This is a genomic window from Pseudomonas sp. A34-9, assembly GCF_029543085.1.
GTDB lineage: Bacteria > Pseudomonadota > Gammaproteobacteria > Pseudomonadales > Pseudomonadaceae > Aquipseudomonas.
In genome coordinates this window covers 1,541,136-1,564,258 of record NZ_CP119967.1, presented here as the reverse complement: position 1 = coordinate 1,564,258, position 23,123 = coordinate 1,541,136, and the positions used below count along the sequence as shown (strand labels likewise).

21 protein-coding genes are annotated in these 23,123 nt (G+C 60.8%); 10 read left to right on the top strand and 11 right to left on the bottom strand.

Features of this window, described 5'->3' with window-relative positions; translation table 11 throughout:
- Positions 1–19 precede the first annotated feature (19 nt).
- The 5 genes from P3G59_RS06925 to P3G59_RS06905 all read right to left on the bottom strand — a co-directional run bounded on the left by P3G59_RS06925 (position 20) and on the right by P3G59_RS06905 (position 4,323).
- Positions 20–1,177, bottom strand: coding sequence for a phosphatidylserine/phosphatidylglycerophosphate/cardiolipin synthase family protein (locus P3G59_RS06925; protein ID WP_277760978.1), 1,158 nt, complete (start codon positions 1,175–1,177; stop codon positions 20–22).
- Position 1,178: 1 nt separating this feature from the next.
- A complete protein-coding gene (locus P3G59_RS06920) occupies positions 1,179–1,769 on the bottom strand; it encodes a YceI family protein (RefSeq protein WP_277760977.1) in 591 nt (196 codons plus the stop codon).
- A 143-nt stretch (positions 1,770–1,912) separates the two neighbouring features.
- On the bottom strand, positions 1,913–2,209 hold the full coding sequence (locus P3G59_RS06915; RefSeq protein ID WP_277760976.1) for an amidase: 297 nt from the start codon (positions 2,207–2,209) through the stop codon (positions 1,913–1,915).
- A complete protein-coding gene (locus P3G59_RS06910) occupies positions 2,206–3,279 on the bottom strand; it encodes a serine hydrolase (protein ID WP_277760975.1) in 1,074 nt (357 codons plus the stop codon). Before P3G59_RS06910 ends, P3G59_RS06915 begins: the two co-directional genes overlap by 4 nt.
- Positions 3,280–3,444: 165 nt before the next feature.
- Entirely contained in the window at positions 3,445–4,323 is an 879-nt protein-coding gene (locus P3G59_RS06905; RefSeq protein ID WP_277760974.1) for an acyl-CoA dehydrogenase family protein, read from the bottom strand.
- A 153-nt stretch (positions 4,324–4,476) separates the two neighbouring features.
- Between P3G59_RS06905 and olsB the strand changes: the two genes are divergently transcribed.
- Both olsB and P3G59_RS06895 read left to right on the top strand, forming a co-directional pair.
- Positions 4,477–5,232, top strand: a complete 756-nt coding sequence (gene olsB / locus P3G59_RS06900; protein WP_103307013.1) for an L-ornithine N(alpha)-acyltransferase — start codon at positions 4,477–4,479, stop codon at positions 5,230–5,232.
- A complete protein-coding gene (locus tag P3G59_RS06895; protein ID WP_277762119.1) occupies positions 5,232–6,026 on the top strand; it encodes a lysophospholipid acyltransferase family protein in 795 nt (264 codons plus the stop codon). The genes olsB and P3G59_RS06895 overlap by 1 nt, the downstream gene beginning before the upstream one ends.
- A gap of 81 nt (positions 6,027–6,107) precedes the next feature.
- On the opposite strand, the gene P3G59_RS06890 is transcribed toward P3G59_RS06895, so the two are convergent.
- Positions 6,108–6,680, bottom strand: a complete 573-nt coding sequence (locus P3G59_RS06890) for an ACP phosphodiesterase (protein WP_277760973.1) — start codon at positions 6,678–6,680, stop codon at positions 6,108–6,110.
- A gap of 169 nt (positions 6,681–6,849) precedes the next feature.
- Between P3G59_RS06890 and P3G59_RS06885 the strand changes: the two genes are divergently transcribed.
- The 3 genes from P3G59_RS06885 to P3G59_RS06875 are packed head-to-tail and all read left to right on the top strand — an operon-like array spanning position 6,850 to position 9,431.
- Positions 6,850–7,152: a metalloregulator ArsR/SmtB family transcription factor gene (locus tag P3G59_RS06885; protein WP_016771327.1), complete on the top strand. Its 303-nt coding sequence runs from the start codon at positions 6,850–6,852 to the stop codon at positions 7,150–7,152.
- A gap of 34 nt (positions 7,153–7,186) precedes the next feature.
- A complete protein-coding gene (locus P3G59_RS06880; RefSeq protein WP_277760972.1) occupies positions 7,187–8,353 on the top strand; it encodes an MFS transporter in 1,167 nt (388 codons plus the stop codon).
- Positions 8,354–8,381: 28 nt separating this feature from the next.
- The gene (locus P3G59_RS06875; protein WP_277760971.1) at positions 8,382–9,431 is read left to right on the top strand and encodes an alkene reductase; all 1,050 of its coding nucleotides are present in this window, start codon (positions 8,382–8,384) and stop codon (positions 9,429–9,431) included.
- Positions 9,432–9,635: 204 nt separating this feature from the next.
- On the opposite strand, the gene emhR is transcribed toward P3G59_RS06875, so the two are convergent.
- Positions 9,636–10,268 (bottom strand): efflux system transcriptional repressor EmhR, encoded by a 633-nt coding sequence (gene emhR / locus P3G59_RS06870; protein ID WP_064393039.1) that lies wholly within the window; start codon positions 10,266–10,268, stop codon positions 9,636–9,638.
- 263 nt (positions 10,269–10,531) lie between these two features.
- On the opposite strand from emhR, the gene emhA reads away from it, so the two are divergent.
- The 5 genes from emhA (at position 10,532) to P3G59_RS06845 (ending at position 19,022) form a co-directional block, all read left to right on the top strand.
- Positions 10,532–11,689: an efflux RND transporter periplasmic adaptor subunit EmhA gene (gene emhA, locus P3G59_RS06865; RefSeq protein WP_277760969.1), complete on the top strand. Its 1,158-nt coding sequence runs from the start codon at positions 10,532–10,534 to the stop codon at positions 11,687–11,689.
- Between the two features lie 3 nt (positions 11,690–11,692).
- Positions 11,693–14,857 (top strand): efflux RND transporter permease subunit EmhB, encoded by a 3,165-nt coding sequence (gene emhB / locus P3G59_RS06860; RefSeq protein ID WP_277760968.1) that lies wholly within the window; start codon positions 11,693–11,695, stop codon positions 14,855–14,857.
- Positions 14,854–16,314 carry an efflux RND transporter outer membrane subunit EmhC gene (emhC, locus tag P3G59_RS06855; protein ID WP_277760967.1) on the top strand — a complete coding sequence of 487 codons (1,461 nt, stop codon included), beginning with the start codon at positions 14,854–14,856 and terminating at the stop codon, positions 16,312–16,314. The genes emhB and emhC overlap by 4 nt, the downstream gene beginning before the upstream one ends.
- A gap of 376 nt (positions 16,315–16,690) precedes the next feature.
- Positions 16,691–17,950 (top strand): OprD family porin, encoded by a 1,260-nt coding sequence (locus P3G59_RS06850; protein WP_277760966.1) that lies wholly within the window; start codon positions 16,691–16,693, stop codon positions 17,948–17,950.
- A 268-nt stretch (positions 17,951–18,218) separates the two neighbouring features.
- Positions 18,219–19,022, top strand: coding sequence for a methyltransferase domain-containing protein (locus P3G59_RS06845; RefSeq protein ID WP_277760965.1), 804 nt, complete (start codon positions 18,219–18,221; stop codon positions 19,020–19,022).
- A 105-nt stretch (positions 19,023–19,127) separates the two neighbouring features.
- Here the strand turns inward: P3G59_RS06845 and pcaC are convergent, their stop codons facing one another.
- From pcaC to P3G59_RS06825, 4 genes are read right to left on the bottom strand one after another with little or no spacing between them, the layout of a single operon-like run.
- On the bottom strand, positions 19,128–19,520 hold the full coding sequence (pcaC, locus tag P3G59_RS06840) for a 4-carboxymuconolactone decarboxylase (protein ID WP_025110738.1): 393 nt from the start codon (positions 19,518–19,520) through the stop codon (positions 19,128–19,130).
- Between the two features lie 13 nt (positions 19,521–19,533).
- On the bottom strand, positions 19,534–20,322 hold the full coding sequence (gene pcaD, locus P3G59_RS06835; protein ID WP_277760964.1) for a 3-oxoadipate enol-lactonase: 789 nt from the start codon (positions 20,320–20,322) through the stop codon (positions 19,534–19,536).
- 12 nt (positions 20,323–20,334) lie between these two features.
- The gene (locus P3G59_RS06830) at positions 20,335–21,699 is read right to left on the bottom strand and encodes a 3-carboxy-cis,cis-muconate cycloisomerase (protein WP_277760963.1); all 1,365 of its coding nucleotides are present in this window, start codon (positions 21,697–21,699) and stop codon (positions 20,335–20,337) included.
- A gap of 46 nt (positions 21,700–21,745) precedes the next feature.
- The gene (locus tag P3G59_RS06825) at positions 21,746–23,041 is read right to left on the bottom strand and encodes an MFS family transporter (RefSeq protein ID WP_277760962.1); all 1,296 of its coding nucleotides are present in this window, start codon (positions 23,039–23,041) and stop codon (positions 21,746–21,748) included.
- Positions 23,042–23,123 lie beyond the last annotated feature (82 nt).

The following is a 23,123-nucleotide window of genomic DNA, read 5'->3' as shown; positions in this document are numbered from 1 at the left end:
ACGATCATCTCCAGAACGGTTAACCGCGGCGGTCGAGAATGTTGACCACCACCCGATCCACCCACCCCCAAATCCGCTGTTTGACCCGCCGCCACAACGGCCGGCGTTGCCATTCTTCCAGACTCACTTGCTGACTCAGCCCGAAGTCCTTCACAAAACTCGCCTCTACCGCTGCCGTCAACGACGGGTCCAGCGCCTCCAGATTCGCCTCCAGATTGAAGCGCAGGTTCCAGTGGTCAAAGTTGCACGAACCGATGCTCACCCAATCGTCCACCAGCACCATTTTCAGGTGCAGAAAACACGGCTGATATTCAAAAATCTGCACCCCGGCCTTGAGCAGTCGCGGATAGTAACGGTGCCCGGCGTAACGCACTGACGGGTGATCGGTGCGCGGCCCGGTCAGCAGCAAGCGTACGTCGACACCGCGCGCGGCAGCCTTGCGCAGGGAGCGGCGGATTTTCCAGGTCGGCAGAAAATACGGCGTGGCCATCCAGATGCGTTGTTGCCCGCTGTTCAGCGCACGGAACAGCGACTGCAGAATGTCGCGGTGCTGGCGCGCATCGGCGTAAGCCACGCGGCCCATGCCCTCGCCCTTGTCCGGCATGCGCGGTAAGCGCGGCAGACCGAAATGCGCGGCCGGGCGCCAGGCCCGGCGGTAGCGGTTGGCGATCCACTGACGATCAAAGAGCAATTGCCAGTCGATCACCAACGGGCCGCTGATCTCGACCATCACTTCGTGCCATTCGCTGGTGTCATGGCCCGGCGTCCAGAACTCGTCAGTGACGCCAGTGCCGCCCACCACCGCCAGACGCTGATCGACCAAGAGCAATTTACGGTGATCACGATAGAAATTGCCGACCCAGCGCCGCCAGTTCAGCCGATTGTAGAAACGCAGTTCGACCCCGGCGTGAGTCAGACGCTGGCGCAGATTGAGGGTGAAAGCGAGGCTGCCGTAATCATCGAACAGGCAACGCACGCGCACGCCACGTTCGGCGGCCAGCACCAGCGCTTGCACGATGGTTTCGGCACAAGCGCCCGCCTCGACCAGATACAACTCCAGTTCGATTTGCTCCTGAGCGCCGGCAATCTGCTCAAGCATGCGCGGAAAGAATTGCGGGCCGTCGATCAACAACTCGAACCGGTTGCCGTCCCGCCACGGGAACACTGCGCCGCGCATGTCAGCGCGCCGTGAAGATCAGCACCGCACCCACCGGCACCGACAGACTGATCGCCGACAGGTCGGCGAGTTTGCGCAGGCTCTCCAGCCCCGGCACGAGGTCGAAATCCTCGGCATTGATCACCAGCGGCTCAAGGGTGACCACTTGAAAGCGCCGGTCATCGAGACGCGTCGCCAGCAGCTCGGCGGGATATTCGTGCTGCTTGCCGTGCAGATTGACGGTCAGCGGCAAGCGCAATTCCAGTTGCGCACCGGGAGCCAGATCGTTGATCGGGCGCAGGTCGATCTGGGTGGTGATGGTCGCTTCGGGGAATTGCTCGATCTGGAACAGCTCCTTGCGCATGCGCTCATCGCGCAGCGGGATGCCGCTGTTGATTGAGTCCATTTCGACTTCGACTTCGGCGCGCCCATTGGGGTCGACCTTGCCATGCAGCACCAGAAAGCGCTGCACTTCGGAAATGTGGGCGTTTTTCGTGCTGACGAACGACAGCCGCGACGACTCGCCATCCAGGTACCAATTGGCCTGTGCCGGCAGCGCGACGGCGGCGAGCAGCAGGCTGGACAGGGTTGCACAGAGGGAGCGGTTGAACATTGAACACTCGTGGGGCCGATAAACCTGCACGAACCTTAACCGCCCCCAAAGTTATTGCAACATCAAGATCAAAAGATCGCAGCCTTCGGCAGCTCCTACAGGGTGGACCCGATCCTGTAGGAGTTGCCGAAGGCTGCGATCTTTTAAGGCTGTAAACGACAGCCTTGGCGTTCGCTTTGCCACTGGGCGCGATTGCTGCGGCCCATGCCGCTGACGGCGATGGTTTTGCTGGCGCTGTCATCGGTGAACTGGCTGGTAGGCAGCCACTGCTTCACGTAGCCACGGCAATATTCCGCGTCGTTGTTCATCACATAGCGGCACGAACAATATTCCTTGGCAGTGTAGGCGCTGATGATGTCCGGGAAGGCCCACAGATTTTCGCGCTCGTAGCCGACCCAGCCGAGCAGCACGACCAGCAGTAACAACAAGAAGCGCTTCATGGCTGCACCGCCTTCAGCACATGCTTGAGCAGTTCGTTATGGCGATAGCTGCCGTCGCGGTCATCGGCGTAGCGCACGATCACCAACTTCTCGCTGGGAATCACATACAAGGCCTGCCCCCAATGACCGAGCGCGGCGAAAGTATCGGGCGGTGCGTCGGGCCACGGCGCAGCAGCGCCAGCGGCCGGGCGGTTGAGCCACCAGTGGCCACCGGGCACGGCTTCGTCCTGATGGGCTTTGTAGCCAGCGAAGGGTTTGAGGTTGAACGCGATCCAGTCCTTGGGCAGCACTTGCCGCGCCTCCCAGCGACCGTCGCGGGCCATCAGCAGACCGACCCGCGCCAGATCCCGCGCCGTCAGGTAAGCGTAAGACGACGCGACGAAGGTGCCAGTGCCATCGGTTTCCCACACGGCGTGGCGGATGCCCAACGGTTCGAACAACGCCGTCCACGGGTAATCCGCATAACGCTGCGGACCGACAATGGTTTTCAACGCCGCCGCAAGCAGGTTGCTGTCACCGCTGGAATAGCGGAACGCCTGCCCCGGTGCGGCGTAGGCGTCGTGATCGGCCGTGAACGCCGCCATGTCCTTGTGACCGCGGGTATAGAGCATTGCCACCACCGAAGATTTCAACGGCGCGTATTCGTAGTCTTCCTGCCAATCGATGCCGGAGGCCCAGTGCAGCAGATCGGCGATTTTGATGGCCGGGTGCTTTTCCAGCGGCGGGTAAAACCGCACGGCAGGGTCTTCGAGTTTGAACAGACCTTCGCCGTATGCCACGCCGAGGACGGTGGCCATCAGGCTTTTGCTGATCGACCACGTCAGGTGCGGGGTGTGTTCGGTGGTTGGGCCGGCGTAGCGTTCGTAGATGATCTGGCCGTCGCGGATGATCAGCAGCGCGTCGGTGCGGATGCCCTGGCGGGTATTGTCATCGCGTGGTGGGAAGACGTAATTATCCAGCGCTCGTGTATCGGTGATCGTCGTGCCGATTGGCCATTGTTCGCCGGGCCATGGTTCGGCCTGAACGGTGAAGCAGATCAGCAGCAGAAACAGCGACAGGCCTTTGCGCATGGTGAGGGCTCTGGGAATGAACCTGCTGAGACTAGTCTGGGTTAATGACAAGTATGCGGTGTTATTTAGATTGCTATCGCGAGCAGGCTCACTCCTACAGTTGATCGAGTTTCGTCAGTTGAAATGCGATCCCCTGTAGGAGTGAGCCTGCTCGCGATGAGGCCCTCATGCCACAGCCAAAGCCTTGGCTAACCGCTTGGCCCGAGCGCCGGAGGCCAACTGCATCACCCCCTGATCGCGCTGCCACATCGCTGCCCACTCAGGATTCCCTTCACGCAACGCCTGACTCACCTCCCCCTCCAACGCCTCAAACTGCGCAAACAACCCACCCAGCAACACATGTCCGGCCGGATTGTTCGGCGGTTGTCGGCTGGCCTCCGCGCACCCGGCCAACAACGCCAGTAACCGAAGTTGCAGCGCCTGCGGCCAATCGCTGTCCTGCCCGACGCCATACAGCCACGCGGTCATCGCGCTCAGCACGTAGACATCTTCCAAGGTGCGAAACGGTTTGACGTAAGCATCCCAACCATCGCCGGCCAACAACTCGCACAACGCGTTATCAAGCTGCAGCCGACCATGACTGATGTCCGGCATCAACGGCAGCGCCGGCAGCTTCTCCACGATCACGCCGGGTTCGCCGGGATACACCACCGCCAGACTCAAACGCGGCGTTTCACCGGCTTCTTCACTGCGCGCAGCGATCAGCAGCCAGTCCGCCGCATCGCCGGCCGTGACGAAATCCTTGCGTCCGCTCAGGCGCAAATCGCTCAGCCGTGTCTGCATGTCCGCCGGGCGCAAACTGCGCTGTTCGGTCGCACACAACGCACCGAGGCTCAGCGGTGCACTCGGCCACAACATGCGCAATGCCGCCTGGTAACCGACCAGAAACGCCAGCCCCGGCGTCGCCATTCGCCGCCCGCCCGCGACCGCCAATTCGAACGGTGTGACGCTGCCCAACTGCTGCAACAACGTCGCAAAACCCTCGGCCAGGTCAGCAACGGCGGGCAATCGTTCACGGCTGTGCAGCAGATCTGGCCAGGGCATAAGAGGCTCCTTGTGGGCTGTCATACAAGCATCACCAAACGTTCATGGCGATGACACCGGGGCTACATAGCCTGACTTTGCACAACACGGCTGCATAAAGAAAGTCGATCGGCTGCAACCCACGACGGGTTAAAGGCCCGTACGGAGATTCACATGACTCAGATCGCCCGCATCAGCGACACCGGCAATGAACGCCGCCTGCAAGCCGAACGCCTGATCGGCGCCGAGGCCTTGCAGCAAGCCCAGGCCTTGCGCTTCAGCGTCTTCAGTGGCGAGTTCAACGCCAAACTGAAAGGCGCTGAACTGGGTCTGGACATGGATGATTATGATGTTCACTGCAGCCACATCGGCGTGCGTGACTTGAACACCGGGCGTCTGGTGGCGACCACCCGTTTGCTCGATCACACCGCTGCCAGCAGCCTCGGCAAGTTCTACAGCGAAGAAGAATTCAGCCTGCACGGCCTCGCTCATCTGCAAGGCCCGATCCTCGAAATCGGCCGCACCTGCGTCGACCCGGCGTACCGCAACGGCGGCACCATCGCGGTGTTGTGGGGCGAGTTGGCCGAAGTGCTGAATCAGGGCGGCTACAGCTATCTGATGGGTTGCGCGAGCATCCCGATGCAGGACGGCGGCATTCAGGCCCACGCGATCATGCAGCGTCTGCGCGAACGTTATCTGTGCACCGAACACCTGCGCGCCGAGCCGAAAAATCCGCTGCCGACGCTGGATATTCCATCGAACGTGATCGCGGAAATGCCGCCGTTGCTCAAGGCGTATATGCGTCTGGGCGCGAAGATCTGCGGCGAGCCGTGCTGGGACGAGGACTTCCAGGTCGCCGACGTGTTTATCCTGCTCAAGCGCGACGAACTCTGCCCGCGCTACGCCAAGCACTTCAAGGCGGCCGTATGATGCGCCGGCTGCGGGTGTACGCGCGGATCGCGCGGGTGCTGCTGGTGGTCTCGCTGGGTTTGACCATGGCCAGCGTGTTCGGCGTATTCGAACGAATTGGTTTGGCACATTCGATGGAGCGGCGCCAGCGCTGGTCGCGTTTCTTTATGGCACGCCTGAGCAATGCCCTGCCCTTTCGCGTGACCGTGCACGGTGAGTTGCCGAAACAGCCGATGCTGTGGGTCAGCAATCATGTGTCGTGGACCGATATTCCGCTGCTGGGGATGCTCACGCCGCTGTCGTTTCTGTCCAAGGCTGAAGTGCGCACCTGGCCGGTGGCCGGTTGGCTGGCGGCGAAGGCTGGCAGCCTGTTCATCCGTCGCGGTTCGGGCGACAGCCAGTTGATCCGCAAGCAGATGACCCGTCACTTGCAGACCGATCATGCGTTGCTGATGTTTCCGGAAGGCACCACCACCGATGGCCGTTCGCTGCGCACCTTTCATGGTCGCTTGCTGGCGGCGGCGATTGATTCGGAGGTGATGCTACAACCGGTCGCGATTCGTTATCTGCGTGACGGCGAAATCGACTCGCTGGCGCCGTTCATTGGTGACGACGATTTGCTCTCGCACCTGATGCGCCTGTTCAGCAATGATTGCGGCGATGTCGAAGTGCACCTGCTCAAGCCGATTGCCTGTCAGGGTCGTGAGCGTGCGGCACTGGCGTTCGAGGCGCAGCAGGCGGTGCAGAAGGCGTTGTTTGGTGAAGTGGCGAAACCGGTCGAACCGCGTCGTGCCGGCGAACTGATCGCCGCTTGAAAAGCCAAAGATCGCAGCCTTCGGCAGCTCCTACACCGATCCCTGTAGGAGCTGCCGAAGGCTGCGATCTTTTGATCTTGCTCACCCAGACAACGCCGCGAAGTCCTGCAACTGCGGATAAAACAATCTGAAGTCTTCGCTAAGCGGCTCATACAACCGCCGCAATTCCTGCATGGCCCCCGCCAGTTCCTCCGGCCGACTCAGTCGCCGCGAAATCCCGCGCAACACCTGCTCCAGCACTTCAAACTCCTGATACGAACCCAACCAGTCATTGGCGACCATGTGCGGGGCGATCTTCGCCAGTCGCTCGGGCAATTGCCGTTCATGAGTCAGCACCCGGTACACATCAGCCGTGAAAACCTCTAGCGGCTGATCGGCATACAGCGTCCAGTCCCGCGCCAGGCAATGATCGAAAAACACATCGAGCACGATCCCGGCATAACGCCGCCGTGTCTCGGTAAACCGCCCCAAGGCGATGTCCACCAGCGGATGGCGATCAGTGAACACGTCAATCCGCCGATGCAGCTGAATGGCCGCCTCAACCTCCGGGGCAAACTGCCCTTGCAGCCGACCTTTGACGAAATCGCCATACAGACTGCCGAGCAGTTGGCCGGAGCGCTGGCCACCGAGGTGTAAATGTGCGAGATAGTTCATGGGCGCAGCTTAGCACTGCGCCCCATAAGCCATACACCCACGTATCGTTATAACGCGATATACCAATTTATGCTGACGTCAGATCAAAATCATATTGGTATATCGCGATCCAACGATTTAAAGTTCGCCTCATCGCGATATAGCGTTGTACACATTGTGAGCATCTGCCATGAACCTCGACCTCGACGAAATAATAAAAGCCCTGGCGCACCCAGTACGGCGAGACATCCTCAACTGGCTGAAAGACCCGAAAGGCGAATTTCCGGAACAGTTGCACAACCACGAGTACGGCATTTGCGCCGGGCAGATCGATCAGCGCTGCGGTTTGTCGCAGTCGACCGTTTCTGCACACCTCGCGACGCTGCAACGCGCCGGGCTGATCAGCAGCCAGAAGGCCGGTCAATGGCACTTTTTCAAACGTAACGAGGACGTGATCCAGGCGTTTCTCAGCACCCTCAGTAAAGAGCTCTGACCCTTAACGTCAGCCAGCCGACAAGGAAACAAGCATGCCCCTTTCGCTTCTCATCCTCGCCTTGAGCGCCTTTGCCATCGGCACCACCGAATTCGTCATCATGGGCCTGCTGCCCGATGTGGCGGCCGACCTCGGTGTGTCGATCCCCGGCGCCGGCTGGCTGGTGACCGGTTACGCCCTGGGCGTGGCCATCGGTGCGCCGTTCATGGCCATGGCCACGGCCAAACTGCCGCGCAAGGCAGCACTGGTGGCGTTGATGGGCATCTTTATTGTCGGCAACCTGCTCTGCGCCATTGCCAGTGACTACAACGTGCTGATGTTTGCCCGGGTGATCACTGCGCTGTGCCATGGTGCGTTCTTCGGTATCGGTTCGGTAGTGGCGGCCAATCTGGTGCCAGCCAACAAACGCGCTTCGGCGGTGGCATTGATGTTCACCGGCCTGACTCTGGCCAACGTCCTCGGCGTACCGCTGGGCACTGCGCTGGGTCAGCAATACGGCTGGCGCTCGACCTTCTGGGCGGTGACCGTCATCGGTGTGATAGCGCTGATCGGCCTGATTCGCTTCCTGCCGGCCAAGCGTGACGAAGAGAAGCTCGACATGCGCGCCGAACTCGCCGCCCTCAAAGGTGCGGGGATCTGGCTGTCGCTGAGCATGACCGCATTGTTCGCCGCTTCCGTATTCACCCTGTTCACCTACGTCGCCCCGCTGCTCGGCGAAGTCACCGGTGTGTCGCCGCGTGGCGTGACCTGGACGCTGATGCTGATCGGCCTGGGCCTGACTGTCGGCAACATCATCGGCGGCAAACTCGCCGACAAAGGCATGGCCGCCACGCTGATCGGCGTGTTCATCGCCATGGCCGTGGTCTCCACTGTGCTGACCTGGACCAGCGTCGCGCTGATCCCGACCGAAATCACCCTGTTCCTCTGGGCCACCGCGTGTTTCGCCGCCGTACCGGCGCTGCAAGTCAACGTGGTGACCTTCGGCAAAGCCGCACCGAACCTGGTGTCGACCCTGAACATCGGCGCCTTCAACGTCGGCAACGCCCTTGGCGCCTGGGTTGGCGGCAGCGTCATTGCCCACGGCTACGGCCTGACCAGCGTACCGCTGGCAGCCGCCGCGCTGGCAGTGCTCGCCCTGCTGGTGACCCTGATTACTTTCCGTCAGAGCGGCAATGCCGATCTGGCCCCGGCAACCAACTGATTACTTTCCACTTACGAGGGTTGTAGACATGGCAACTATTTTTGATCCGATCAAACTGGGCGACATCGAGCTGGCCAACCGCATCATCATGGCGCCGCTGACCCGCTGCCGCGCCGACGAAGGCCGCGTACCGAACGCGCTGATGGCCGAATACTACGTGCAACGCGCCTCCGCTGGCCTGATCCTCAGCGAAGCCACGTCGGTGACGCCGATGGGCGTTGGCTACCCGGACACCCCGGGCATCTGGTCCAACGATCAAGTGCGCGGCTGGGCCAACGTGACCAAAGCCATTCACGCTGCCGGCGGCAAGATCTTCCTGCAACTGTGGCACGTCGGCCGGGTTTCCCACCCGTCGTACCTCAACGGCGAAGCGCCGGTGGCACCAAGCGCGATCCAGCCAAAAGGCCACGTCAGCCTGGTGCGCCCATTGGCCGACTACCCAACCCCGCGTGCACTGGAAACCGCTGAAATCGCCGACATCGTCGACGCCTACCGCACCGGTGCCGAGAACGCCAAAGCCGCCGGTTTCGACGGCGTGGAAATCCACGGCGCCAACGGTTACCTGCTCGACCAGTTCCTGCAAAGCAGCACCAACCAGCGCACCGACAACTACGGCGGCTCCCTGGAAAACCGTGCGCGCCTGCTGCTGGAAGTGACTGATGCGGCAATCGAAGTCTGGGGCGCGGGTCGCGTTGGTGTGCACCTGGCACCGCGCGCTGACTCCCATGACATGGGCGACGATAACCTGGCGGAAACCTTCACCTACGTCGCACGTGAACTGGGTAAGCGCGGCATCGCGTTCATCTGCTCCCGTGAGAAAGAAGGTGCCGATAGCCTCGGCCCGCAATTGAAAGAAGCTTTCGGCGGCCCGTATATCGCCAACGAACGTTTCACCAAGGACAGCGCCAACGCGTGGCTGGCCAGCGGCAAGGCTGATGCCGTGGCGTTTGGCGTGCCGTTCATTGCCAACCCGGATCTGCCGGCGCGCCTGAAGGCGGATGCGCCGTTGAATGAAGCGCGCCCGGAGTTGTTCTACGCCAAGGGCCCGGTCGGCTACATTGACTACCCGACGCTGTAAGGCATCACGCAGAAATGCAAAAGCCCCCGACTTGTGAGAGTCGGGGGCTTTTTGTTGGCTGAGTGCCAAGCAGGCGGCTCACACTCATTCACACAGACGACACAAATTCCCTACAAAATGCGTAGCTCGCTACGTATAAACTCCCCGCCGCGAACGTATATAAAAGCAGGCCAATTGACATAAGCTCTGCTAATTACACATTGTTCATTTGCGCAGGCTGGGGCTCAGGCGCAGCATATCCAACCCGGTATCGACCCAGCGCTCGGCTTCGGCATGCAGCTCAAAGCTGTCCGGCGCCAGAAGCCATCCATACAGAAGGCCATCGATGTAAGCGTGAATGCTGATGGCCGCGCGGGCAGTGTCGAGATCTTCTGGCAACTGGCCGCGATTCACTGCATTACGCAGGGTCAGCCCGATGCGCTCATTGCAATCGAGGCTGGCCACCCGGCGCTGCTGGCGCAAATCGCACATTTCATCGGTGAACTCGCACTTATGAAACAGAATTTCGTTGATACGCCGGGTTTTCGGGTCCAGCGCAACTTGATGAAACAAATGAATCAGCAATTTGCGCATGCAGCCCAGTGGATCGAGTTCGTCTTCGCTCTCGCTGGCCTTGGCCAACTCATCCAGCGGCTCATGCAGGCTGTCAAGCATGGCCTGGACCAGATCCGCCTTATTACTGAAATGCCAGTAGATGGCGCCGCGCGTGACCCCGGCCATTGTCGCGATGTCGGCCAGCGTCGTGCGGGCGACGCCCCTTTCATAAAAGGCTTTCTCCGCCGCTTCCAGAATCTGGCTACGGGTTTCTTGAGCTTCCTCTTTGGTACGACGGACCATGACAGTAAAACCTCAAACAGGATGTTTCAGGGATGGCTGAATATCCGCTGAATAAAGAGGGGGCGATCTCTCGCGGATCGACTCCCCCGGCCTACAATTTCAAACCTTGCGACGCCTTTTGGGCTTGGGTACGAGGCAAAGGTATTTACAAACAACCATGAACGTAAGTATATTACTTAGCAAGCTACTTATCCACCCGGTAACCTTTTTTTACCCTTCCACACTTCTTGTGCGCTTTTCGCGCGCCTGACCCGAGGATTTTCATGCAATTCAAGCCAGCTGTTACCGCTCTGGTCACTGCCGTCGCCCTGGCATCGCTGCTCAGCGGATGTAAAAAGGAAGAGGCGGCACCGGCCGCTCCACCGCCTCAGGTCGGCGTCGTTACCCTGCAACCACAAGCGTTTACCCTCACGTCCGAACTGCCGGGCCGCACCAGTGCGTTCCGCATCGCTGAAGTTCGACCGCAGGTCAACGGCATCATTCTCAAGCGTCTGTTCAAGGAAGGCGGCGATGTCAAAGCCGGCCAGCAGCTGTATCAGATTGATCCGGCGGTCTATGAAGCGACCCTGAAAAGCGCCGAAGCCAACCTGCGTTCGACCAAGTCGATCTCCGACCGCTACAAGCAGCTCGTAGATGAGCAGGCCGTGAGCCGTCAGGAATACGACACAGCGCTGTCGAACCGCCTGCAATCGGAAGCGTCGTTGCAGTCTGCACAGATCAACGTGCGCTACACCAAGGTCTACGCGCCGATCTCCGGGCGTATCGGCCGCTCCTCGGTGACCGAAGGTGCGCTGGTCAGCAATGGCCAGACCGATGCCATGGCCGTGATCCAGCAGCTGGATCCGATCTACGTCGACGTGACCCAGTCTTCGGTTGAATTGCTGGAGCTGCGCCGCGAGCTGGAAAGCGGTCGTCTGCAAAAGGCCGGCGACAACGCCGCCGCAGTCAAGCTGACCCTTGAAGACGGCAGCCAGTACAAGCTCGACGGTAAGCTGGAATTCTCCGAAGTGTCGGTCGATCAGACCACCGGTTCGGTCACCCTGCGCGCCGTGTTCCCAAACCCGGATCACACCCTGTTGCCAGGCATGTTCGTCCACGCACAGTTGCAGGCCGGTGTGAACAGCGCCGCGATCCTCGCGCCACAGCAAGGCGTGACCCGTGACCTCAAAGGCACGCCGACCGCGCTGGTCGTGGGTGCGGACAACAAGGTTGAACTGCGTCAGCTCAAGGCCAGCCGCACCGTGGGCAGCCAGTGGCTGATCGAAGATGGCCTGAAGGCTGGCGATCGCCTGATCACCGAAGGTCTGCAGTACGTCAAACCGGGTGTTGAAGTCAAAGCTACTGAAGCGACGAACGTTCACGCAAAGAACCCGGCCCCCGCACAGGCAGCTGACAAAGCCGCCGGCGGCAAAGGGGAGTAACCCATGTCAAAATTCTTCATCGACCGTCCGATTTTCGCCTGGGTAATCGCCCTGGTGATCATGCTGGTCGGGGCACTTTCGATCCTGAAATTGCCGATCAACCAGTACCCGAGCATTGCGCCACCGGCCATTGCAATCTCCGTGACCTACCCGGGTGCTTCGGCGCAAACCGTGCAGGACACCGTGGTCCAGGTGATCGAGCAGCAACTCAACGGTATCGACAACCTGCGTTATGTGTCCTCGGAAAGTAACTCCGACGGCAGCATGACCATCACCGCGACCTTCGAGCAAGGCACCAACTCCGACACCGCGCAGGTACAGGTTCAGAACAAGCTGAACCTGGCCACCCCGCTGTTGCCGCAGGAAGTGCAGCAACAAGGTATCCGTGTGACCAAGGCAGTGAAAAACTTCCTGCTGGTGATCGGCGTGGTCTCGCGTGACGGCAGCATGAGCAAGGACGACCTGTCCAACTACATCGTGTCGAACATGCAAGACCCGATCTCGCGCACCGCCGGTGTCGGTGACTTCCAGGTCTTCGGTGCCCAGTACGCGATGCGCATCTGGCTCGACCCGGCCAAGTTGAACAACTTCAACCTGACGCCGGTTGACGTGAAAACCGCCATCGCCGCGCAGAACGTTCAGGTCTCGTCCGGTCAGCTCGGTGGCTTGCCTGCCGTGCAGGGCCAGCAACTCAACGCGACCATCATCGGCAAGACCCGTCTGCAGACTGCCGAGCAGTTCAAAGAGATTCTGCTCAAGGTTAACAAGGACGGCTCGCAGGTCCGCCTCAAGGACGTCGCCGACGTTGGCCTGGGTGGCGAGAACTACGCGATCAGCGCCCAGTTCAACGGCAGCCCGGCTTCCGGTCTGGCGGTGAAACTGGCCAACGGCGCCAACGCCCTCGACACCGCCAAGGCCCTGCGCAAGACGATTGATGACCTCAAGCCGTTCTTCCCGCAAGGCATGGAAGTGGTGTTCCCGTACGACACCACCCCCGTGGTGACCGAGTCGATCAAAGGTGTGGTTCACACCCTGGTCGAAGCGATCGCGCTGGTGTTCCTGGTGATGTTCCTGTTCCTGCAAAACTTCCGCGCCACCGTCATCACCACGATGACCGTGCCGGTTGTACTGCTCGGTACGTTCGGCATCCTCGCCGCCGCCGGGTTCAGCATCAACACATTGACCATGTTCGGCATGGTGCTGGCCATCGGTTTGCTGGTGGACGACGCCATCGTCGTGGTGGAAAACGTCGAGCGGGTGATGAGCGAAGAAGGCTTGTCACCGAAAGAGGCGACCAAGAAGTCCATGGGCCAGATCCAGGGTGCACTGGTCGGTATCGCCCTCGTGCTCTCGGCGGTATTGCTGCCAATGGCCTTCTTCAGCGGCTCCACCGGGGTGATCTACAAGCAGTTCTCGATCACCATCGTCTCGGCGATGGCCCTGTCGGTACTGGTTGCCCTGATCTTCACCCCGGCGCTGTGCGCCACCATGCTCAAGCCGATTCCTAAAGGCGAGCATGGCACGCCGAAAAAAGGCTTCTTCGGCTGGTTCAACCGCAACTTCGACCGCGGCGTGCAGAGCTACGAGCGCGGTGTCGGCAACATGCTGTCGCGCAAAGCGCCGTACCTGCTGGCCTACCTGCTGATCGTCGTCGGCATGATCTGGCTGTTCACCCGCATTCCGACCGCGTTCCTGCCGGAAGAGGACCAGGGCGTTCTGTTCGCTCAGGTACAGACTCCGGCCGGCTCGAGTGCCCAGCGTACTCAGGTGGTCGTGGATGAAATGCGTGAATACCTGTTACGTCCGAACAAGGACGGCGGCGAGGCAGACGCGGTGGCTTCGGTATTCACCATCACCGGCTTCAACTTCGCCGGTCGTGGTCAGAGTTCGGGTATGGCGTTCATCATGCTCAAGCCGTGGGGTGAACGTAACGCCGACAACAGCGTGTTCAGCCTCGCTGCCCGTGCCCAGCAGCACTTCTTCAGCTTCCGCGATGCGATGGTGTTTGCCTTTGCCCCGCCAGCGGTACTGGAGCTGGGTAACGCCACTGGTTTCGACGTATTCCTGCAGGACCGTGCCGGTATCGGCCACGAAAAACTGATGGAAGCGCGCAACCAGTTCCTCGGCATGGCGGCGCAGAGCAAAGTCCTGACGCAAGTGCGTCCGAACGGCCTGAACGACGAGCCGCAGTTCCAGCTGGAAATCGATGACGAGAAGGCCAGTGCCCTGGGCATTACCATCAGTGACATCAACAACACCCTGTCGATTGCCTTGGGCAGTAGCTACGTCAACGACTTCATCGACCGTGGTCGCGTGAAGAAAGTGTACGTGCAAGGCCAGCCGGATTCGCGCATGAGTCCGGAAGACCTGAAGAAGTGGTACGTACGGAACGCCGCCGGCACCATGGTTCCATTCTCGGCATTCGCCAAGGGCGAGTGGGTCTACGGTTCGCCGAAACTGGCGCGTTACAACGGCGTGGAAGCGGTCGAAGTGCTGGGTGCTCCTGCGCCGGGTTACTCCACCGGTGAAGCGATGGCCGAAGTCGAAGCGATTGCCAAGAAGCTGCCGGCCGGTGTCGGTATCTCCTGGACCGGTCTGTCCTACGAGGAACGTCTGTCGGGCTCGCAAGCGCCTGCGCTGTACGCCCTGTCGCTGCTGATGGTGTTCCTGTGTCTGGCGGCGTTGTACGAGAGCTGGTCGATTCCGATCGCGGTTATGCTCGTGGTGCCACTGGGGATCATCGGTGCGCTGCTGGCCACCAGCCTGCGCGGTCTGTCCAACGACGTGTACTTCCAGGTGGGGCTGTTGACGACCATCGGTCTGGCGGCTAAAAACGCCATTCTGATCGTCGAGTTCGCCAAGGAACTGCATGAACAGGGACGCAGCCTGCGTGACGCGGCGATTGAAGCCTGCCGCATGCGTCTGCGACCGATCATCATGACCTCGCTGGCCTTCGTCCTCGGTGTTGTACCGTTGGCGATCTCCACCGGCGCCGGTTCAGGCAGTCAGCATGCGATCGGTACGGGCGTGATTGGCGGTATGCTCACGGCCACGATCCTGGCGATCTTCTGGGTCCCACTGTTCTTCGTTACGGTTTCGTCCCTGGGCCAGCGTAAAATCGCTGACGAGAATGAAACGACTGAAACTCCTAAAGAGGCTGGCCAATGAGCAAGTCGCTACTCTCCATCGCAGTCGCCGCCTTCGTGCTGAGCGGTTGCTCGCTGATACCCGACTATCAGCAGCCTGAGGCTCCGGTCGCAGGCCAATACCCGCAAGGGCCGGCGTACTCGCCGGCCCGGGCTCCGGCGCAGGCGGCTGCCGAGCAGGGCTGGAAGCAGTTTTTCCATGACCCGGCCCTGCAGCAACTGATCCAGGTCTCGCTGGAAAATAACCGCGACCTGCGTGTCGCGGCGCTGAACATCGACGCTTACGCGGCTCAATACCGCATCCAGCGTGCCGATCTGTTCCCAGCGGTTTCGGCCAATGCCAGCGGCAGCCGTCAGCGGGTTCCGGCCCGTGCCTCGCAGACCGGTGAAGCGGGCATCACCAGCTCCTACTCCGCCACTGTCGGCATCAGTGCCTACGAACTCGACCTGTTCGGTCGAGTGCGCAGCCTGAGCGAACAAGCGCTGCAACAGTACTTCGCGACTGAAGAAGCACGTCGCAGCACGCAGATCAGTCTGGTTGCCAGCGTTGCCAACGCCTACCTCACCTGGCAGGCGGACAAGGAACTGCTCAAGCTGACCCAGGACACCCTCGGTGCCTTCGAAGAAAGCTACAAGCTGACCAGCCGCAGCAACGAAGTCGGTGTCGCTTCGGCACTGGACCTGGCGCAGTCGCGTACCTCGGTGGAAAACGCCCGTGCACAACTGGCCAAGTACACCCGCCAGGTGGCGCAGGACGAAAACAGCCTGACCCTGCTGCTCGGCACCGGTATCCCGGCCAATCTGCAAGCGGCCAAACCGCTGTCGGATGATCTGCTCAGCGACGTGCCGGCCGGTCTGCCTTCGGACCTGCTGCAACGTCGTCCGGACATCCTTCAGGCCGAGTACAACCTGAAAGCGGCCAACGCCAACATTGGCGCGGCCCGTGCCGCGTTCTTCCCGAGCATCAGCCTGACCGCCAACGCGGGCAGCCTGAGCCCGGACCTGTCCGGCCTGTTCAAGGGTGGTTCGGGGACGTGGCTGTTCCAGCCGCAGATCAACCTGCCGATCTTCAACGCCGGCAGCCTGCGCGCCAGCCTCGACTACGCCAAGATCCAGAAGGACATTGGCGTGGCGAACTACGAGAAGTCCATCCAGACGGCTTTCCAGGAAGTCGCCGACGGCTTGGCGGCGCGCCAGACCTACACCGAGCAGTTGCAGGCGCAGCGTGACTTCGTTCAGGCGAACCAGGATTACTACCGCCTGGCCGAGCGTCGCTACCGCATCGGTGTCGACAGCAACCTGACCTTCCTCGATGCCCAGCGTCAGCTGTTCAGCGCGCAACAAGCGCTGATCACCGACCGCCTCGCGCAGCTGAACAGTGCGGTCAACCTGTACAAGGCCTTGGGCGGTGGCTGGAATGCGCAAACCGCGCAGAACGAACCGCTGAAAGAAGAAGCACCGAAGATGAAGTTGTTCTGATCATCCGGTGAACACAAAGAGCCCACCGATTGGTGGGCTTTTTGTTGTCTGAGAATCAAAAGATCGCAGCCTTCGGCAGCTCCTAACTTTTGAAATGCGTTCCCCTGTAGGAGCTGCCGAAGGCTGCGATCTTTTGATCTTCAATGCTGTTCGATAATCGCCCAAAACCCGCTTTTACCAATTGAATCAAAACATCCGCCCCCCGCACCATTCGATCCACAAAACCAATAACAACAGGTTCGATACCATGCTCCCGCGCCCTGTCCCGTCCGGCTGATCGCTGTCGTTTCACCCCTGAACACTTTTCACGTCTGCACCCCGAAAACCGGTGGCAGCGCCCCCGTTCGCCTTAAAAAAACAAGAGAGACCCGAGCCCATGACAACCTCCCCTGCGCCCTACGCATTTCCCGGTCTGATCGCCCTGGCCCTGGCCGGCGCAGCCCTGCCCGCTGTGGCTGAAGAGGCCGGTTTTATCGAAGGGGCCAAGGTCAACCTGAACCTGCGCAACTTCTACATCAACCGCAACTTCACCAACCCGACCAAGGCTCAGGGCAAGGCTGAAGAGTGGACGCAGAACTTCATCCTCGACGCCAAATCCGGCTTCACCCAGGGCACCGTCGGTTTCGGCCTGGACGTGCTCGGCCTGTATTCGGTGAAGCTCGATGGCGGCAAAGGCACGGGGGGCACGCAGTTGTTGCCGCTGGATCACGACGGTCGCCCGGCCGACAACTTCGGCCGGACCAACGTCGCCTTCAAAGCCAAACTTTCGCAGACCGAAGTGAAAGTCGGCGAGTGGATGCCTGTGCTGCCGATCCTGCGTTCGGACGACGGCCGCTCACTGCCGCAAACCTTCCGCGGCGGCCAGATCACCTCGAAGGAAATCGACGGTCTGACCCTCTACGGCGGCCAGTTCCGCGCCAACAGCCCGCGCGACGACAGCAGCATGAGCGACATGTCGATGACCGGCAAAGCGGCGTTCACCTCTGATCGCTTCAACTTCCAGGGCGGTGAATACGTTTTCAACGAAAAACGCACACAGATTGCCCTGTGGAACGCCGAACTCAAGGACATCTACAGCCAGCAATACGTCAATCTGATCCACAGCCAGCCGCTCGGCGACTGGACGCTGGGCGCCAACCTCGGCTTTTTCTACGGCAAGGACGACGGCAGCGCTCGCGCGGGCGACCTCGACAACAAGACCTGGTCGGGCATGTTCTCGGCGAAATACGGCGGCAACACCTTCTACGTCGGCCTGCAGAAACTCACCGGCGACAGCGCCTGGATGCGCGTCAACGGCACCAGCGGCGGCACCCTGGCCAACGACAGTTACAACGCCAGTTACGACAATGCGCAGGAACGCTCCTGGCAACTGCGCCACGACTACAACTTCGCTGCCATGGGCGTGCCCGGCCTGACGTTGATGAACCGCTACATCAGCGGCGACAACGTGCACACCGGCACCATCACCGACGGCAAGGAATGGGGCCGCGAATCGGAACTGGGCTACACCGTGCAGAGCGGCGCGCTGAAGGATCTGAACGTCAGATGGCGCAACTCGACCATGCGCCGGGATTTCAGCAATAACGAGTTCGATGAGAACCGCTTGATCGTCAGCTACCCGATCAGCCTCCTCTAAACACCGACCGAACCCTGTAGGAGCTGCCGCAGGCTGCGATCTCTTGATCTTGTTTTTAAGATCAACAGATCGCAGCCTGCGGCAGCTCCTACATTGGAATTCTCGCCATCCGTCAGGACAAGTGGCACTTTGCCGGCCGGCAGGTAAAGTAACCAAACCTGAAGGACTCAGGTGCTACACCTTTCCGCTTCCGTCGTCGTAGTCGGTCCTCAAGCTGGGAGCCAGGTTGTCATCGGAAGACACCAACGATCACCAGAGGACCACCTCAATGATCCCTCGTCTCGCAACACCCGACTGGGACGCCAAGGCGTACCAGCAGTTCTTTCGTCTCAGGCAACGACCGGTCAATGAACTGCTCGACCGCGTCGAACTGCAAAACCCGCAACGCATTTACGACCTCGGCTGCGGCACCGGCATTGCCACGCAGTTGTTGGCCAAACGCTGGCCGCGCGCGCAGTTGCAGGGCGTCGACAGCTCCGCGAAAATGCTCACTGAAGCGCGCTGCCTGCCGTTCAGGGCCTCGTGGAAACACTGCGATCTACTCGATTGGCAACCGGAGCAGCCGGCGGACCTGCTGCTCGCGGCCGCCGTGCTGCACTTTATCGAAGGCCATGAAACGTTGCTGCCGCAGCTGCTGGGCTATCTCAATCCCGGTGGTTGTCTGGCGGCGCACATGCCGGACTGGCGGGATGCGCTGTGGTATCGGCTGATGCTCGACACCCTCGAAGACGGCGGCCCCGGCGGCACGCCAATGGGCACACCTGAACTGCGCCAGCGCATGGCAGCGCGGCCGTTGTTGTCACTGGAGGATTACTACCGGTTGCTCGCGCCGATGACCTCGGCGCTGGATATCTGGGAGACCGAGCAGTTGCAGGTGGTTGACGGCAAGTCGCCAGTGTATGACTGGGTGAAGGTCTCGGCGCTGCGGCCGGTGATGCAGGCACTGAGTTCAGAGGAACAGACGCGGTTTATCTATCACTACCTGATGCGGGTGCATGAGCATTATCCGCAAGAGGGGGATGGGCATACGTTGTTTGCGTTCAAGCGGATATTTATTGTCGCCACGGTGTGATTGGTACGGCCGCTACCGCTATCGCGAGCAGGCTCACTCCTACAGGGGAACGCATTCCAAATGTAGGAGTGAGCCTGCTCGCGATGGCGTCAGCCCGGCCAACGACTATTCTCGGGATTCAACCCCAAGCTCATCCCACACCGATTCGGCCAGATGAAACGTAGCATTCGCCGCCGGGATCCCGCAATAAATCGCGCTCTGCATGATCACTTCCTTGATCTCGCCCCGGCTCACGCCGTTATTGGCCGCCGCGCGCAGGTGCAGTTTCAGCTCACCCTCACGGTTCATGCCAATCAGCATGGCGATGGTGATCAAACTGCGCGTGTGCCGAGGCAAGCCCGGACGCGTCCAGATATCGCCCCAGGCATGCCGGGTGATCATCTCCTGAAACTCCGAGTTGAACTCGGTCAGCGTGGTCAGGCTGCGATCGACATGCGCATCACCGAGCACCGCGCGGCGCACTTGCATGCCGTCGTCGTAACGTTGTTTCTCGTCCACGAAAATCCCCTTATCAGGCGTTCAGAAACGCCAGAACACGATCACTGAAATCCGCGCCAGCCTGCACATTGGACAGGTGCGCCGCATAGAACTCGGCGTACTGGGCACCGCGCACGTGTTCCTGTATGAAATGCCCACCGGACGGCGGCGTCACCGCATCTTCAGTGCCGGCGATCACCAGCAACGGCACATTGATCGACGCCAGTTGCTCACGGAAATCGGCATCACGCACCGCCGCGCAGTTGGCCGCGTAACCTTCAGGCGACGTGGCCGCGAGCATGTCAGTAATCTGCTTGGCCGCCGCCGGGTGTGCTGCCGAGAAGTCCGGGGTAAACCAGCGGGCAATCGATGCATCACGCAGGGCAACCATCGCCGCCGCGCCGTCACGCAACACGGTTTCGATACGTGGATTCCACACCGACGGATCGCCGATTTTTGCCGCGGTGTTGCACACGATCAGCTTGTCCAGACGATGACCTGCATTGATGCCCAGCCACTGACCGATCAAGCCCCCCATCGACAACCCGCAGAAATGCGCGCGCTCAATGTGCAATGCATCCAGCAAACCAAGCACGTCATAACCCAGTTGCTCGATGCTGTAAGGCCCCGGCGTTACCAGCGATTGGCCATGGCCACGGGTGTCGAAACGCAGCACGCGAAAGTGCTCGGTAAACGCCGGCATCTGTGCGTCCCACATGTGCAGGTCAGTGCCCAGCGAGTTGGACAGTACCAGCACCGGCGCATCGACCGGGCCCTCTATTTCATAGTGCAGTTCGCCATCGGCGAGTTGAACGAAAGCCACAGCCCTCTCCTTTCAGACAGACAATGCGTTGTGTTCGGCCACCGCGCGCTCGACCCAGACTTGCGCCTGACCGAGGTAATGGGCGGGGTTCAAAAGATGATCGAGTTCAGCGCTGCTCAACTCGGCGGTGACCTTGGGTTCGTCACCGAGCACGGCGCGCAAATGGCGCTGCTCGGCCACCGCGCGTTTGCAGCATTGCTCAAGCAGATGATGCGCGCTGTCACGGCCAACCCGTTGCGCAAGAACGATGCTCACCGCTTCGGCCAGCACCAGCCCTTGGGTCAGTTCGAGGTTGCGCGCCATGCGCTCGGCATCGACTTGCAAGCCGTCGGCCAGTAAGCGTGCCTGTTGCAACGAACCGGAAACCAGGCAGCAAATCTCCGGCAAGGTTTCCCATTCGGCATGCCACAAACCGAGGCTGCGTTCATGCTCTTGCGGCATCGCGCTGAACAGTGTCGAGACCAGCCCCGGCACCCGCGTCGCCGCGCCAATCAATACCGCCGCGCCAACCGGATTGCGCTTGTGCGGCATGGTCGACGAACCGCCCTTGCCCGGCGCCGACGGCTCGAACACCTCGGCCGCTTCGGTCTGCATCAACAGGCTGATGTCGCGGCCGAATTTGCCGAGGCTGCCGGCGATCAGACCGAGCACCGCGCCGAACTCGACCACGCGATCACGCTGGGTGTGCCACGGCTGTTCGGGCAAGGTCAGTTGCAGCTCTTCGGCGAGGGCTTCGGCGATCGGCAAGGCTTGTTCGCCCAAGGCTGCGAGCGTCCCGGACGCACCGCCAAATTGCAGCACCAGCAGACGCGGCTTGAGTTCGCGCAAGCGTTGACGGCTGCGCGTCACAGCGCCCAGCCATCCGGCGATTTTCATGCCGAGGGTGACCGGCGTCGCGTGTTGCAGCCAGGTGCGTCCGGCCAGCGGCGTCGCTGCATGACGTTGCGCCTGGATGGAGAGGGAATCGGCCAGGTGTGCCAGATCGCTTTCAATCAGTTCCAGCGCCTGACGCAATTGCAGCACCAGCCCGGAATCCATCACGTCCTGACTGGTCGCCCCCAAATGCACATAACGCTCGGCTTCGGCATCGTTGGCAGCAATCTGCTTGCCCAACGCCTTGACCAGCGGAATCGCCGAATTGCCGGCCGTGGCAATCGCCTCGCCCAGCGCCGCGAAGTCATACAGTCCGGCATCGCACGCCGCCGCAATCGGTGCCACGGCAGACGCCGGAATCAATCCAACCCGCGCCTCGGCCCGGGCCAGCGCCGCTTCGAAGTCGAGCATGGCCTGCACGCGGCCCTGATCACAGAACACTTCGCGCATATCGCCGGCAGTGAAATAGGCATCGAACAATTGATTGCCCGGTCGCTGAGTCATAAACAGTCCTTGCCGGCGCGGGCCATCAAGGCCCGCGCGCTTGGGGTTAGAGATCGTGGTGCAAATACGCCGCCTGTTTCGGCAGGCGCAGGCTGAACAGGAACGCGATCGCCATCATCACCGTCACGTACCAGTAGAAGGCGTTTTCCATACCGATGTTCTTCAGGCTCAGGGCGACGAATTCCGCCGAACCGCCGAAGATCGCATTCGCCACCGCGTAAGCCAGGCCGACGCCGAGGGCGCGAACTTCCGGCGGGAACATTTCGGCTTTTACCAGGCCACTGATCGAGGTGTAAAAACTGACGATCGCCAGTGCCACGGTGATCAGCACAAACGCGAGGAACGGGCTGCTGACGCTTTTCAGGCTCAACAGAATTGGCACGGTGAACAGCGTACCGAGCGCGCCGAACCAGAGCATTGAATTACGGCGGCCAATCTTGTCGGCGAGCATGCCGAACAGCGGCTGCATGCACATATAAAGGAACAGCGCGCCGGTCATGATGTAGCTGGCGGTCTTGGCGTGCATGCCGGCGGTGTTCACCAGATACTTCTGCATGTAGGTGGTGAAGGTGTAGAAAATCAGCGAACCACCGGCGGTGTACCCGAGCACGGTGATGAACGCGGCTTTGTGGTCGCGGAACAGCGCGGCGATGCTGCCGGCGTCTTTGTGCGCGCGGGTTTCCTCGTTGGTGGTTTCTTTCAGCGAACGACGCAGGAACAGCGAAATCAACGCCGCCACCGCACCGACCACAAACGGAATCCGCCAGCCGTAGGCGCGCAGATCGTCTTCAGTGAGAAATTGCTGCAGCACGACCACCAGCGACACGGCCAGCAGTTGGCCGCCAATCAACGTCACGTACTGGAACGAGGCGAAAAATCCGCGCTGGCCCTTGAGGGCGACTTCGCTCATGTAGGTCGCGGTGGTGCCGTACTCGCCACCGACCGACAGGCCTTGCAGCAAGCGTGCGAACAACAGCAGGATCGGTGCCCAGACGCCGATGTCCTTATAGGTTGGCAAGCAGGCGATCAGCAACGAGCCGAAGCACATCATCAGAATCGAGATGAGCATCGAGTTCTTGCGCCCGTGCTTGTCGGCGACCCGGCCAAAAATCCAGCCACCAATCGGGCGCATCAGGAAACCGGCAGCGAACACGCCAGCGGTGTTGACCAGTTGCACCGTCGGGTTGTCGGAAGGAAAAAACGCCGGGGCAAAATAGATCGCGCAAAAGGCGTAGACGTAGAAGTCGAACCATTCGACGAGGTTGCCGGACGAGGCGCCGACAATGGCAAAGATGCGCTTGCTGCGCTCTTCACCGGTGTAATGGGAGGTGGTGGTTGTCATTGTTTTTCACTCGATAGGGACAGTGAGAGTCTAGACATACTTTGCAACAGTCCCGTTCCACAGTTCCATCTGCAACACAGTT